General features: G+C 72.9%; 12 protein-coding genes. 8 read left to right on the top strand and 4 right to left on the bottom strand.

Annotated features, from left to right (window positions below):
* Window positions 1–67: 67 nt before the first annotated feature.
* The 3 genes from AB0K65_RS00965 to AB0K65_RS00955 are packed head-to-tail and all read left to right on the top strand — an operon-like array spanning window position 68 to window position 3,240.
* Window positions 68–1,387: a histidine kinase gene (locus AB0K65_RS00965; protein WP_365713618.1), complete on the top strand. Its 1,320-nt coding sequence runs from the start codon at window positions 68–70 to the stop codon at window positions 1,385–1,387.
* Entirely contained in the window at window positions 1,384–2,043 is a 660-nt protein-coding gene (locus tag AB0K65_RS00960; protein ID WP_365712932.1) for a response regulator transcription factor, read from the top strand. Before AB0K65_RS00965 ends, AB0K65_RS00960 begins: the two co-directional genes overlap by 4 nt.
* Window positions 2,044–2,052: 9 nt before the next feature.
* Window positions 2,053–3,240, top strand: a complete 1,188-nt coding sequence (locus tag AB0K65_RS00955; protein ID WP_365712930.1) for a cytochrome P450 — start codon at window positions 2,053–2,055, stop codon at window positions 3,238–3,240.
* Between the two features lie 174 nt (window positions 3,241–3,414).
* On the opposite strand, the gene AB0K65_RS00950 is transcribed toward AB0K65_RS00955, so the two are convergent.
* A complete protein-coding gene (locus AB0K65_RS00950; RefSeq protein ID WP_365712928.1) occupies window positions 3,415–4,245 on the bottom strand; it encodes a diacylglycerol kinase in 831 nt (276 codons plus the stop codon).
* A gap of 142 nt (window positions 4,246–4,387) precedes the next feature.
* Here AB0K65_RS00950 and AB0K65_RS00945 point away from each other — a divergent pair, with 142 nt between their 5' ends.
* The gene (locus AB0K65_RS00945; RefSeq protein WP_365712926.1) at window positions 4,388–5,671 is read left to right on the top strand and encodes an adenylosuccinate synthase; all 1,284 of its coding nucleotides are present in this window, start codon (window positions 4,388–4,390) and stop codon (window positions 5,669–5,671) included.
* 124 nt (window positions 5,672–5,795) lie between these two features.
* Here the strand turns inward: AB0K65_RS00945 and AB0K65_RS00940 are convergent, their stop codons facing one another.
* Window positions 5,796–6,629 carry an oxidoreductase gene (locus AB0K65_RS00940; RefSeq protein WP_365712923.1) on the bottom strand — a complete coding sequence of 278 codons (834 nt, stop codon included), beginning with the start codon at window positions 6,627–6,629 and terminating at the stop codon, window positions 5,796–5,798.
* A 103-nt stretch (window positions 6,630–6,732) separates the two neighbouring features.
* Here AB0K65_RS00940 and AB0K65_RS00935 point away from each other — a divergent pair, with 103 nt between their 5' ends.
* From AB0K65_RS00935 to AB0K65_RS00925, 3 genes are all read left to right on the top strand, one after another.
* Window positions 6,733–7,650: a LysR substrate-binding domain-containing protein gene (locus AB0K65_RS00935; RefSeq protein WP_365712921.1), complete on the top strand. Its 918-nt coding sequence runs from the start codon at window positions 6,733–6,735 to the stop codon at window positions 7,648–7,650.
* Window positions 7,651–7,749: 99 nt separating this feature from the next.
* Window positions 7,750–8,379, top strand: coding sequence for a DUF6232 family protein (locus tag AB0K65_RS00930; RefSeq protein ID WP_365712919.1), 630 nt, complete (start codon window positions 7,750–7,752; stop codon window positions 8,377–8,379).
* Complete coding sequence (locus AB0K65_RS00925) at window positions 8,376–8,735, top strand: hypothetical protein (protein WP_365712917.1); 360 nt, start codon at window positions 8,376–8,378, stop codon at window positions 8,733–8,735. Before AB0K65_RS00930 ends, AB0K65_RS00925 begins: the two co-directional genes overlap by 4 nt.
* Before the next feature lie 43 nt (window positions 8,736–8,778).
* Here AB0K65_RS00925 and AB0K65_RS00920 read toward each other — a convergent pair whose 3' ends face one another.
* Both AB0K65_RS00920 and AB0K65_RS00915 read right to left on the bottom strand, forming a co-directional pair.
* On the bottom strand, window positions 8,779–10,710 hold the full coding sequence (locus AB0K65_RS00920) for a serine/threonine-protein kinase (protein ID WP_365712915.1): 1,932 nt from the start codon (window positions 10,708–10,710) through the stop codon (window positions 8,779–8,781).
* Window positions 10,711–10,756: 46 nt separating this feature from the next.
* Entirely contained in the window at window positions 10,757–12,280 is a 1,524-nt protein-coding gene (locus AB0K65_RS00915; protein WP_365712913.1) for a substrate-binding domain-containing protein, read from the bottom strand.
* A 155-nt stretch (window positions 12,281–12,435) separates the two neighbouring features.
* Here AB0K65_RS00915 and AB0K65_RS00910 point away from each other — a divergent pair, with 155 nt between their 5' ends.
* On the top strand, window positions 12,436–13,377 hold the full coding sequence (locus tag AB0K65_RS00910) for an NADP-dependent oxidoreductase (RefSeq protein WP_365712911.1): 942 nt from the start codon (window positions 12,436–12,438) through the stop codon (window positions 13,375–13,377).
* Window positions 13,378–13,461 lie beyond the last annotated feature (84 nt).

Here is a 13,461-nt window from a genome sequence, read left to right as displayed (position 1 = left end):
AGTACTCAGGGGGGAGGCGGAAGGATCCATATTCCTGGTGACGACCGCGCCCCCCGGCCCGCCTACCGTGGACGGCGTGACCCAGACCCGTGAACAGAGCCGCAGCCCCGAGTTCCGCCTGGCCCAGGGCGCGCTCGGAGGGCTGCGCAAGGACCTCTTCCGCAACGCCTTCGCCTACCGCCCGCTGCCGATGGCGGCACTGGACGGGCGGATCGCGAGGCGGCTCCCGGACCGGATACGCGCCCGGGCCGGATGGACCCCGCACGCGGTGGTCGCCGGCTGCGCCTTCCTCGTCTTCCTGATCGGCGCCGCCGCCGCCGAGGGCTCGGCGCCTCCGCTGATGGCGGTCTACGCCTTCGGGCCCGCGCTGATCGTGCTGATGACCCTCGTCCGCCCGGTGCTCGCCTTCTGGGCGTCGCTGGCCGCCACCCCGTTCCTGGGGTTCGTCGGCGGCTTCGGGGACGGCTGGCCCTGGTCGCCGAACATGTTCGCCGCGCACGTCATCGTCATGACGGTGGTCGCCGCCCGCACCCGGCCCCGTACCGCCGCCTGGATGTGGCTGATGACCTGCGGATACGCGGTCTTCGCCGAGTTCTTCCTGGGGATGGGCGGTGACACCACCGACGCTGCGCCGCTCCTCTTCGTCGCCGCCCTCGCGCTCCTCGTCGTCACCGTCGTCCAGGTCCGCCGGCAGGCCGATCAGGAGGTCACCGCCCAGCAGACCGTGACCGCGCACGAGCGCTCCCGCCGCACCCTCCTGGAGGAGCGCACCACCATCGCCCGCGAGCTGCACGACGTGGTCGCGCACCACATGTCGGTGGTCGCCATCCAGGCGGAGGCGGCTCCCTACCGGGTGGAGAACCCGCCGCCGGAGCTGGAGCAGGCGTTCGTCACGATCCGCGAGAACGCGGTGGCGGCCCTGACGGAGCTGCGGCGCGTCCTCGGGGTCGTGCGCGCGGAGGACTACGAGGCGCCCGACGCCCCGCAGCCCACCCTCGCGGACCTGGACGGGCTGGTCGCCAACGTGCGCGACGCCGGGCTCGACGTGGAGAAGACGGTGACCGGCGCCGTCCGCGAGCTGCCCCAGGGGGTCGAGCTGTCCGCGTACCGGATCGTCCAGGAGGCGCTGAGCAACGTGCTGCGGCACGCGCCGGGCGCCGGGGCGAGGGTCGAGGTCGCCTACGTCCTCGGCGGGCTCGGGCTGCGGATCGTCAACGGACCCGGACGCGGCGTCTCCCGGCCCTCCCCCGGGGCGGGCCACGGGATCACCGGCATGCGGGAACGTGTCACCATGCTGAACGGCGAGATGACGGCCGAGCCCACCGAGGACGGCGGCTACGAGGTCACGGCGTTCGTCCCGGTGGCGCGCGAGGAGGCCGAGCAGTGATCCGTGTACTGATCGTCGACGACCAGATGATGGTCCGCGAGGGTTTCTCGGTGCTGCTCGGGGCGATGCCGGACATCGAGGTGGTCGGCGAGGCCGTCAACGGCCGCGAGGCGGTCGCGCAGGTCGCGGCGCTGCGCCCGGACGTGGTCCTCATGGACATCCGCATGCCGGAGATGAACGGCATCGAGGCGACCCGCGAGATCGTGGCCGCGGACGCCGACGCCAAGGTGCTGGTCCTGACGACCTTCGACCTCGACGAGTACGTCTACCAGGCGCTGCGCGCCGGGGCCTCGGGCTTCCTCCTCAAGGACGCTTCGGCGCGGCAGCTCGCGGACGGGGTACGGGTGGTGGCCGCGGGGGAGGCGCTGCTGGCCCCGACGGTCACCAAACGGCTGATCACCGAGTTCGCGAAGGCGGTCGAGTCGCCCAGGCAGCCGGCGCTGTCGCAGGTGGGGGAGTTGACCGAGCGGGAGACGGGGGTCCTCGTGCTGATCGCGCAAGGGCTCTCCAACGCGGAGATCGCGGACCACCTGGTGGTGGCCGAGTCGACGATCAAGACGCATGTGAGCCGGATCCTGGTGAAGCTGGGGCTGCGCGACCGGACGCAGGCGGCGGTCTTCGCGTACGAGGCGAGGCTGGTGCGGGTGGGCGGGTAGCGTCCGGCCATGGACCTTGCCTTCGACCCGTGGTCGCCCGAGTTCGTCGCCGATCCCTATCCCGCGTACGCCGAGCTGCGGGCCCGTGGCAGGGCGCACTGGTTCGCGCCGACCCGGCAGTGGCTGATCCCGCACCACGCGGACGTGTCGGCGCTGCTGCGGGACCGGCGGCTCGGCCGCACCTACACCCACCGCTTCACCCACGAGGAGTTCGGCCGCGAGGCGCCCCCGGCCGCGCACGAACCGTTCCACACCCTCAACGACCAGGGTCTCCTCGACCTGGAGGGCGGGGACCACACGCGGATCCGGCGGCTCGTCTCCAAGGCGTTCACGCCGCGGACGGTGGAGAACCTGGCGCCGATGGTGGGGCGGCTCGCCGGGGATCTGGTCGGGGGCCTCGTCTCCCGGGGAGGCGGGGACCTGCTCGCCGAGGTGGCCGAGCCGCTGCCCGTCGCCGTGATCGCCGAGATGCTGGGGATCCCTGAGGAGGACGAGGAGCGGAACCGGCTCCGGCCCTGGTCGGCCGACATCTGCGGGATGTTCGAGCTGAACCCGTCCCCGGAGACGGCGGAGCGGGCGGTACGGGCGTCGATCGAGTTCTCGGACTATCTGCGGGAGCTGATCGCCCGGCGGCGGAGGGCCCCGGGCGGCGATCTGATCTCCGCGCTCATCGGGGTGGAGGAGCTCACGGAACAGGAGATGATCTCCACCTGTGTCCTGCTCCTGAACGCCGGCCACGAGGCGACGGTGAACACCACGGTCAACGGCTGGTGGACGCTGCTCCGCCAGGACGCCCGTCCGGAACCCGGAAAGTTGTCCACAGCTGTGGAAGAACTTCTGCGGTACGACACCCCGCTCCAGATGTTCGAGCGCTGGGTCCTCGACGACATCGAGATCGGCGGTCAGGTGATCCCGCGCGGCTCGGAGGTCGCCCTCCTCTTCGGCTCGGCCAACCGGGACCCCGCCCGCTTCGGCCCGACGGCGGACGTCCTGGACCTCTCCCGCGCCGACAACCCGCACATCACCTTCGGCGCCGGCATCCACTACTGCCTGGGCGCCCCGCTGGCCCGGCTGGAACTGACGGCGGTCTTCGGCGAGCTGCTGCGCCGGGCACCGGGGCTGCGCCTCGCCGCGGAGCCGACGTGGAAGCCGGGCTACGTGATCCGCGGCTTCGACGAACTGCTCGTGGAGGTGTGACGCCGGGGGCACGGAGCCGGGCCGGGGTACGGAGCGGGGGTACGGAGCCGGGCCGGGGCCAGAGCCTCCGGGCCGGCCGGGGCCGCCGTGACGGCCGGGTACCGAGCCGGGCCGGTGTGCCTCCCGGGGCGGCTCGGGGCCGCCCCGGCACCCCCGAGCCGCTCCGGGGGAGGGCTAGCTCCTCGCGTCCTGCGGCTTCCTCGCCTCCTTCGGCAGCGTCAGGCCCCAGGCCCCCGGCAGCACCGTCCAGGTCCGGCGGCGCACGGGGCCCGCCACCACGGAGTCGGCCTGGTAGCGGAAGTCCGGGCCGGACACCGTGAGGACGTGCGCGGTGGTGTGGAAGGCCGGCGCGGACGGGAGAAGCACCGTGACGTCGGCCATCCCGCCCAGGGAGCGGACCGTCAACCCCTCCACCGGCGCGTTCACGTCGCTGAGCAGGACGCCGTCCGCCTCCACCCGGAGCCGGTACGTGCGGACCACCGGATGGGCGGGAGAGGGCCGCACCAGGGTGCGGACCAGTGAGCGGCAGGTGCCCCAGACGGTCGGCGGGGCGAGACCCAGGGCGTCGCCGGGCACCGCCGGGACGCGCAGATCGCCCAGGACGACCCCGTCACTGTCGTCCACCAGGAGGTCCAGGCGGCGCACGGCCCCGTCCAGGACCGCGCGGGCCGCCGCCACCGCGCTCTGCGGCACGCCGAGGGCGTGCGTCACTTCGAGGGAACCCGGAGCGCCGATCGGAACGAACGAGAGCTCCCCGTGCGCGAGCTCACGCTCCCGGTGCAGCAGGGTCACCGTGCGTAGCAGGGTGCGGTCGTCCCCGACCACCACGGGGCGGCGCGACCCCCGCCGCGCCAGGGCCCGGGAGAACTCCTCCGGGCTGTTCGGGAGGCAGATCTTCGCTTCCGCTCCCGCACACAGGACATCTTTCGCGATCCGTACGGACTCGCCGTCACTTCGGCGGGCGACCGGGTCGATGACCACCAGCAGCTGGTCGTGAGCCGACACCTCGGTCCTTCCTCGGGTAGCATCTTTGTGCAAGAGCCCCTTGCGCTATTGCGCCAGGGGCTTCGTCTATTCCGGGGCACACCGGTGAGGCGGCGGACGCCCGCTGACCTTGACATGCCCCGCCCGGAAGGGGTGTACGCCTGTGCCCGCACTTGTGCTGCTCGGTGCTCAGTGGGGTGACGAGGGCAAGGGAAAGGCCACCGACCTCCTCGGTGGATCCGTTGACTATGTGGTGCGTTACCAGGGCGGCAACAATGCCGGCCACACCGTCGTCGTAGGCGACCAGAAGTACGCGCTGCATCTTCTCCCTTCCGGAATCCTCTCCCCGGGGTGCACCCCGGTGATCGGAAACGGTGTCGTCGTCGACCCGGCGGTCCTGCTCTCCGAGCTGAGCGGGCTGAACGAGCGTGGCGTCGATACGTCCAAGCTCCTCATCAGTGGTAACGCGCATCTCATCACGCCGTACAACGTCACCCTCGACAAGGTGACGGAACGGTTCCTCGGGAAGCGCAAGATCGGCACCACCGGCCGGGGCATCGGCCCGACCTACGCCGACAAGATCAACCGCGTCGGCATCCGGGTCCAGGACCTCTACGACGAGTCGATCCTCACCCAGAAGGTCGAGGCGGCGCTCGAGGGCAAGAACCAGCTCCTCGCCAAGCTCTACAACCGCCGCGCCATCGACGCCGCGCAGATCGTCGAGGAGATGCTCCAGTACGCGGAGCAGATCAGGCCCTTCGTCGCCGATACCACCCTGATCCTCAACCAGGCGCTGGACGACGACAAGGTCGTGCTCTTCGAGGGCGGCCAGGGCACTCTCCTGGACGTCGACCACGGCACGTACCCCTTCGTCACCTCCTCGAACCCGACCGCCGGCGGCGCCTGCACCGGCGCCGGCGTGGGCCCGACGAAGATCAGCCGGGTCATCGGCATCCTCAAGGCCTACACGACGCGTGTCGGCGCCGGCCCGTTCCCGACCGAGCTGTTCGACGAGGACGGCGAGGCGCTGCGCCGCATCGGCGGCGAGCGCGGTGTCACCACCGGCCGCGACCGTCGCTGCGGCTGGTTCGACGCGGTCATCGCCCGGTACGCCACCCGCGTCAACGGCCTGACCGACTTCTTCCTCACCAAGCTCGACGTGCTGACGGGCTGGGAGCAGATCCCGGTCTGCGTCGCCTACGAGATCGACGGCAAGCGCGTCGAGGAGCTGCCGTACTCGCAGACCGACTTCCACCACGCGAAGCCGGTCTACGAGATGCTGCCGGGCTGGTCCGAGGACATCAGCAAGGCCAAGACCTTCGCCGACCTGCCGAAGAACGCGCAGGCGTACGTGAAGGCCCTGGAGGAGATGTCGGGCGCCCCGATCTCCGCGATCGGCGTCGGCCCCGGCCGCACCGAGACGATCGAGATCAACTCGTTCCTGTAGGACGCGCGGGAGCACGTACGCGAGGGCCCGCACCCCGATCCCCGGGGTGCGGGCCCTCGCGCGTCCGGCCCCGGTTTCCGGGCCTCGCCCGTCCGTCACCGCTCGCCGGGTCCTCGCGCCACCGTCAGCGCTCCTCCAGCCGGGTGTCCCGGCCCACCTCGTCCCATGCCTCCAGGTCCCCCCGCACCTGGTCGAGGTGGCCCAGGATGGTGTCGATCGCGTCGTCGCCGAGGGCCAGCCGCAGCGGGGTGCGCTCCGCGTCGAGGGCCTTGAGGACCGCCGCCGCGGCCTTCGCCGGGTCACCGGCCTGCGTACCGCCGCCGGTCTCCACGTACCGCCGGGTCGCCCCCACCGTCGCCGCGTAGTCGGGGATGTCGTCCCCGCTGAGCGTGTGGCTGCCGAACAGGGCCGTGCGGAAGGCGCCCGGCTCCACGATCAGGACGTCGATGCCCAGCGGGCGCACCTCGTCGGCCAGCGCCTCGGACATCCCCTCCAGGGCGAACTTGGTCGCGCTGTAGGCACCGAAGCCGGCCATCGACATCTGGCCGCCGACGCTGCTGAGCTGCACGATCGCGCCCGAGCGGCGCGCCCGCATGGAGGGCAGCACCGCGCGGGTCAGCGCCGCCGGGCCGAAGACGTGCAGGTCGAAGAGGGAGCGCAGATCGGCGTCGCCGGTCTCCTCGACCGACCCCACGTGCGTGCGTCCCGCGTTGTTCACGAGCACGTCGACGCGCCCGTGCCGCTCGACGACGTCGCGGACGACCGTCTCGATCGCGGCGGTGTCCGTGACGTCCAGGGTGACCGCGTCGACCTGGTCGGGGTGGGCGGCGACCAGGTCGTCCAGCGTGCCGGCGCGACGGGCCGCGGCGACCACGACGTCGCCGGCGGCGACCGCGGCCTCGGCGAAGGCGCGCCCGAAGCCGCTGTTGGCGCCGGTGATCAGCCAGACCTTGCTCATGTCCGTACTCCCTCGTCCGTGTCCTCGCCGGATGTCCGGTCGCCAACAAGCCTGCGGCCGGAGGCTGTTGCCCGTCCAAGATCCGTCGTGATAACCCATGGGCATGACCACGGACGTGCACGGGCGGGAGCTGCGGTACTTCGTCGCGGTCGCCGAGGAGCTCCACTTCACCCGGGCCGCCGAACGGCTCTTCGTCTCGCAGCCCGCGCTGAGCAAGCAGATACGGGCCCTGGAACGACAGCTCGGCGCCCCCCTCTTCGACCGGAGCCGGCAGGGGGTGCGGCTCACGTCCGTCGGCGCGGCCCTGCTCCCGCACGCCCGCGCGGTGCTCGCCTCCTGGGACGAGGCGTGGGCGGCGACCCGGCGCGCCAAGGAGGCCGCGGACGCCACGCTCGTCGTGGGGATGAGCACCAGCCCCGGCCGGGGCGGCCTGCTGCCCGCCATCCGCTCCCGCTTCACCGCGACGCACCCGCGGGCGCGGCTGAGGCTCCGGCAGGTCGGCTGGGACGACCCGACGGCCGGCCTCGCCGACGGCACGAGTGACGTGGCCTTCGTCTGGCTGCCGCTCGCCGCGCCGGAGCGCTTCCGCTGGGTCGTGGTGGCCTCCGAGCCGCGACTGGTGGCCCTTCCCGAGACGCATCCGCTCGCCGGCCGCGAAAGCGTCGACTTCGCCGAGCTGCTCGACGAGCCCTTCCTCGCCCTCCCCGCGCACGCTCCCGAACTGCGCGCCCACTGGCTCGCCCTGGACGCCCGCGAAGGGCGCCCGCCGGTCGTCGGCGGTGAGATCGCCAGTACGGACGAGACCTACGAGGCCCTCGTCGACGGTCTCGGCATCTGCCTGGTGGCCGCCGGCAACGCGCCCCTGCTCACCCGCGGCGGTGTCGTCACCCTTCCCGTCCACGGCGTGGCCCCGACCCGCTTCGCCCTCGCCTGGCGTGCCGACGACCCCCGGACCCTCGTCCGCGACTACGCCCGCGCGGCGGCCGCGGGCGTCAACATGCCCGCAGGTCAGCGGCCCTGAGGCGGAAATCCACCTTGTGCGGAGATCATGTCGGGTACTTAATGGGGGCTTCAGCCGACGACCGGACCCGACGCAACGGGTCCACCCTCAGGGGGAACCATGGACACCACCGGGGCACCGCCGCCGAAACCACCGTCACCGCCTCCGCCCCGGCACGCGCCGCAGCACCCGCCCTTCCCGGCGGCGATGCCGGGGAACGGCATCGATCTGAGCATCAGCAAGCGGCTCTTATGGGTGGGCGGCGCGGCCTATCCGCTCCAGAACATCGCCCGCGTCTACACCTTCACCCTGCACCCCCGCCGCAAGGAGGCCGTCCTGCGCTTCCTGAAGCGGGTGGCGCTCACGCTCTCGGTGGCGGCCGTGCTCACCCTGCTCGGCGGGCTGGCGACCATGGGCAGCGAGGGGGCCGAGACGGTCCTCACCTGGGTCTGGCTCCTGGCCTTCGGCGTCTTGGTCTACGCCCTGGTGGACATGATCACCGTGCTGTCCGCCCAGTCCCACTTCGTCCTGGCCGTGGAGACGTCCGGGCCGTCGACCGCTCTGGTCACGGCGCACGACCCCGACCACCTGCGCCGGCTCGTCCACTCCATCGCGCACGCGATCGAGAACCCGGAGACGGAGTTCCAGGTGCGGGTGGAGACGCTGACGATCAGCCCGAGCAACTACTACTTCGGCGACAACGTCAACATGTACGGCGGAACGGGCAACGTGGGGATGGCCGGCGCATGAGCGAGAACAACTATTACTACGGCAACACCGTCAACATGCACGGCGGGACGAACAACACCGGCATGGTCAACCACCAGTCGGGCACGGTCGGCGCGCAGGCATCCTCTCCCGCCCTCGAGGCGGCCGTGGCGGAGCTGCTCCAGCTCGTCCGGGAACTGCGCGGCAACGTACCGTCCGCGACGGCGCAGTCCATCGACGAGGCGCTTCCGGCCCTCACCGCTCCCGTGTCCGACACACCGCCGGAGGACCGGCGTCGCGCCCTCATGACCGTCGCGGGCATCGCGGCGACGGCGGGGGCCATCGGCCAGCCCGTCCTGGACTCCGTCCGGGCCGTCCTGGAACTCATCGGAGCGTGAGCACCGCCGACCGCGGCCGTCCCGGCCGCTCCCGTGGCAGCCCTCAGCGGCGGTAGTACTCGTTCGGCTCGCCGTCGAGCATGGGGTACACGAGCAGCCGGTCGCGGCCCTTGAAGCGGTCCATGGCCACATAGCCGGCCGTGCCGTCGTGCTCGCAGTCACGGTCCGAGGAGTCCGGGTCGGAGGTGTGCGGGCCCATGATCAGGGGGGTGCCGGCGCCGGCCAGGAGCGCCGTGGAGGAGCAGTCGACCGAATCCGGCGTGGGATCGCCCTCGTCGTCCAGGCGGGGGAATCCGCGCTGGAAGCGGAAGAGCGGCGCCCCCACGGGGCCCTGGGTGATGGTCAGCTCGTCGGAGTAGCGGTCGGCGTCCGGGCCGAAGACGAGCGGGTCCGGTTCGGTCTTCCAGGCCCCCACGAACCGCGCGGGGACGATGTCCGTGCCGGTCCGCGCCTTGCGGAAGGTGGCCCGCGCGGTGCCCGAGGTCCACTCGAGGACCTCGGGCGAGCGCAGGCTGAGGGTCTGATGGGCGGCGGCGGCGCAGCGCTGGGCGGGAACGCTGGTGGTCACGTCGGACTCGCCCAGGACGACCTTGTCCTCGTCGGCGGAGACGAGCCGCGAGCGCCCCATGCACAGCCGCTCGTCGGTGACCTGGACGTACACGACGCTCTTCGCCCCCGCCGCGCCCTGCGTGATCTCGATCCGGGCGGTCTCCCTGGGATGGTCGGCGGAGCCGCGCATCACGCCCTCCCACGCACCGAGGAAGGCGGCCGGCACGATGCCGGCCGGGCGGGCCGCCACGCTGCCGGTCTCGCCGCGGGCCCGGTTCTTCTGCTCCTCCGACCCGGTGGACGGATCCGGCCGGAAGACGTACGCGAGGCCGGCCGCCGCGGCGACGGCGGCGAGCGCGGTCGCGGCCGCGACCATGGCCCTGCCGCGGCGACGCGGCGGCCCGGGAGCGGGCAGGGGGGTCGGCTCGTCGCCGGAACCCCGTCCGGAGGGGACATGGCGGGTCGGGCCGCCGCGCGTGAGCGCCCCACCCGGCACCGGGGCGCCGTCGGTGCGCGCCCCCGCGGTCGTCTCCGCCGCCGTCTCCGCCTCCAGGAGCCGGGCAGCGTGCCGGCCGAGGCGGGCCAGCAGGTCGGCGGGGAGCCAGGGGTCGGCGACCGTGATAGTCCCGGCCAGTTCGGACGCCTCGGGACGGCCGGAGGGGTCCTTGTCGAGGCACGCCCGTACCAGCCCGGCCAGTTCGGGCGGCAGCCCCGTCAGGTCGGGTTCGTCGTGGGCGATGCGGAACATGGTGGCGTGGACGCCGCTGTCCGCCGTACCGAACGGGGAACGGCCCGTGGCCGCGTAGGCGAGGACCGAGCCGAGGGAGAAGATGTCCGAGGCCGGCGTCAGCTTCTCGCCCCGCACCTGCTCCGGCGACATGAAGCCGGGTGAGCCGACCACCGCTCCGGTGCTGGTCAGCCCGCCGTCGGTGACGGTGTCGACGGCGCGGGCGATGCCGAAGTCGATGATCTGCGGGCCGTCGACGGTGAGCAGGACGTTGGAGGGCTTGAGGTCGCGGTGGACGAGCCCCGCCGCGTGGACGTGGGTGAGCGCCCGGGCGAGCCCGGCGGCCAGCGCCCGTACGCTCGCCGCCGGCAGCGGCCCGGGCTCCTCGCCCACGACCTCCCGCAGCGAGGGCCCCGGCACATAGCCGACGGCCACCCACGGCGGTTCGGCCGCCGTGTCCGAACCCAGCACCGGGGTCGTCCCCGTGCCTCCGACCCGCTCCAGGGCGGCGACCTCGCGGGCGAACCGGCGCCGGAACTCCTCCTGCGCGGCCAGCTCCGCGTGCACGACCTTCACCGCGACCGTCCGGCCGCCGGCCGAACGGGCCAGGAACACCCGTCCCATCCCGCCGACCCCCAGGCGGCCGAGCAGACGGAACGGGCCGATGCCGACCGGGTCTTCCGGGTTCAATGGCTCCACGTCGAAAGAGGATGCCAGACGGCACCCGACGGTTCTCGTGGCCGGCTCAGCCTTCCCCGCAGATCCGCAGGCCCTGGGGCGTCGCACACGGCAGGTGGCCCTGGGCGCGGACGACGTCCTGGCCTCCGCCGCGGCTCAGATAGGTGAGGAAGCTCGAGGCCGGCGAGCCGGCGGCCGGCTGCCCCCAGGTGTACGCGTACTCGATCTCCCGGTACGGGTACGTCGACTCGCCGATCTCGTCCACGGAGGGGAGGCGGCCGTCGATGGCGATCCGGTGCAGGCCCTTGCGCCCGCCGGCGGCGCGCAGCTCTGCGTAGCCGATGGCGCCGGGCAGCCGGGCGACGGTGGCGAGCACCTGTTCCGTGCTGTCGAGTTCGCAGCGCAGGACGCGCGCCTCCGGGTCGTCCTGGGTCTCGCAGTCGCGCGAGGAGTTCGCCGGCTCGTTGCGGCCGAGCACCCGGCGCTGGAAGACCTCGCGGGTGCCGGAGCTGGCATCCCTGCTGACCAGCAGGACCCGCCGGCTCGGGCCTCCGTCCAGCACGCTCCAGTCGGTGATCTCGCCCCGGTACAGGCGGCGGACGTCCTCGGTCGACAGGTCGTCGACCGCCGTCCCGTCGTGGAGGACGAGAGTGAAGAGGGAGACGGCGACCCTGTTCTCCCGCAGCTGTGGATAGCCGCCCGGCTTCGGGCCGTCGGAGAGCGCGATGACGGCCGGGGAGCCCTTCCCGCCCGCGGCCCCGGCCGCCGCCAGCTCCCGGATGCCCGCCGTCGACCCGTGGGCGTCGACCAGGACGGTGGCGCCCTCGCAGTCCTTCTCGTACGCCTTCGCCGCCTCCCGCACCACCGGCGCGAACGCCGTCGAGCCGGTGATGGTGAGGGTGCCCCGGGCGCAGCCGATGGGCGGCGGCGTCTCGTTGCGCACGATGATCGTGGCGAGGGTGACCACACAGGCGGCGAGGACGAGGGCGATGTTGCGGGCCGCCGGACTGAACGTCGGCGTCCGGTCGTCGACGCTCCTGCTGTGGTTGCGGTGGACGTCCGTCTCCCGGAGCGTGCCGGTGAGCTCGATCTCGTCGAGGTCCACCCGGCCGGACAGCAGGACGAGCAGCTTGAAGTACTGCTTGCGGCCGAGCGCCACCTTGGGCATCAGCACCGCGTTGCCCTCCTTGCGCAGCCGGGGCTCCGCCTCCAGGTGCCGTCTGATCCGCTCGAAGGGCTGCGGGACGGTGGCGACGACGGCCTGCACGGTCTTGTCGTCGAAGGTGACCCTCAGCCCTTCGAAGCCGTCGGACCGCTCGTAGTCCGCGTGGTGGATGTCCTTCAGGCCGTCGTTCTCGATCCTCAGCAGGACGAGCGTCGAGCCGTCCGTGCCGCCGACCTCGCCGACCCGCACGGTCATGTCCCCGACGGTCTGGTCGCCGTCGCGCAGGGGGGTGTTGAGCTGGACGCGGTAGCCGAGCCGCCGGCCCCGCTGCATGAAGCGCTCGTAGGCGACGACACCGGCCGAGACGAGGACACCGATGAGCGCGGTGACCACGGCGATGACGTTCTCTGCGGTAATCCACTCCATGGCCGGGACGGTACGGACGTCTGTGCGAGCGCGGGGGCGGTGTCGCCCACCGCCACCTGGAGTTCTCCCTTCCTTCAGGTGGCGGCGCTGCTGTTGCTGGGGGCCGGGGGCGTGGGTGTAATGGCCACGAGGGGGCCCCGTCGGAGAGGAACCCCATGCGTGTCGTCGAAGTGACCGCCTACGGCGGCCCCGAGGTGCTGAGAATGGCCCGCCGGCCCGAGCCGGAGACCGCCGACGCCCCTGGGCGGGTCCGGGTCCGGGTGAAGGCCGCGGGGGTGAACCAGACCGATCTGAAGATCCGCTCCGGACGGTTCGCGGCGGGTCTGGGCGACCTCGCGCCGCCGTTCGTCCTGGGCTCCGACTTCGCCGGCACCCTCATGGACCCCGCCCCGGGCATGCCCGTCGGCACGCGCGTGGCCGGGTTCGTGCCCTGGGCGGAGGAGCGCACCGGCGCCGGCACCTACGCGGAGATCATCCAGGTCGAGCCGGCCTGGCTGGCCCCGGTGCCCGACGAGGTCGACTTCACCACCGCGGCCTCGGTGCCGCTCTCCTCGCTGACCGCCCAGCAGGCGGTCGATCTGCTCCGCCTCCCGTCGAACTCGGTGGTGCTGGTCACGGGCGCGGGCGGGGTGGTGGGCCGGTTCGCGGTGCAGCACGCGGCCGCCGCCGGGCACCGGGTGCTCGCCGTCGCGAACGAGGGGGACGAGGCCGAGCTGCGGGTCCTCGGCGCCGAGCACACCGTGCGCCGCGGGGCGCCCGAAGACGTGATCACCCAGCTCCTGGCGGCCGCTCCGGAGCGTGTGGACGGCGTCTTCGACGCCGCGCTGATCGGCGACCCCCTGCTGCCGGTGCTGAAGGACGACGGCGTCTTCGTCTCGGCCTCGGCCGAGCGGATGCCGACCCCCGAACGGGGCATCTCGGTGACGGCGGTGCGCGGCACGCCGGACGCCGCCCGGCTGAAGGAGACGCTGGAGCTGGTGGCCTCGCGCGAGCTGGTCACGCGGGTGGCCGATGTGATGCCCCTGGAACTCGCGGCCGAGGCCCACCGCCGCGTCGAGGCGGGCCACCGCCCGGGTCGCCTGGTGCTCCTGGTGTGAGAGCCCGGCTTGGGGTGCCCGCGTTCTTGGTGTGAGAGCCCGGCTTGGGGTGCCCGCGTTCTTGGTGTGAGAGCCCGGCTTGGG

Origin of the sequence: Streptomyces sp. NPDC053755 (assembly GCF_040677675.1) — a bacterium.
Lineage (GTDB): Bacteria > Actinomycetota > Actinomycetes > Streptomycetales > Streptomycetaceae > Streptomyces.
Note: the sequence above shows the minus strand (reverse complement) of the source record. Positions and strands in the feature narration are given on the sequence as shown.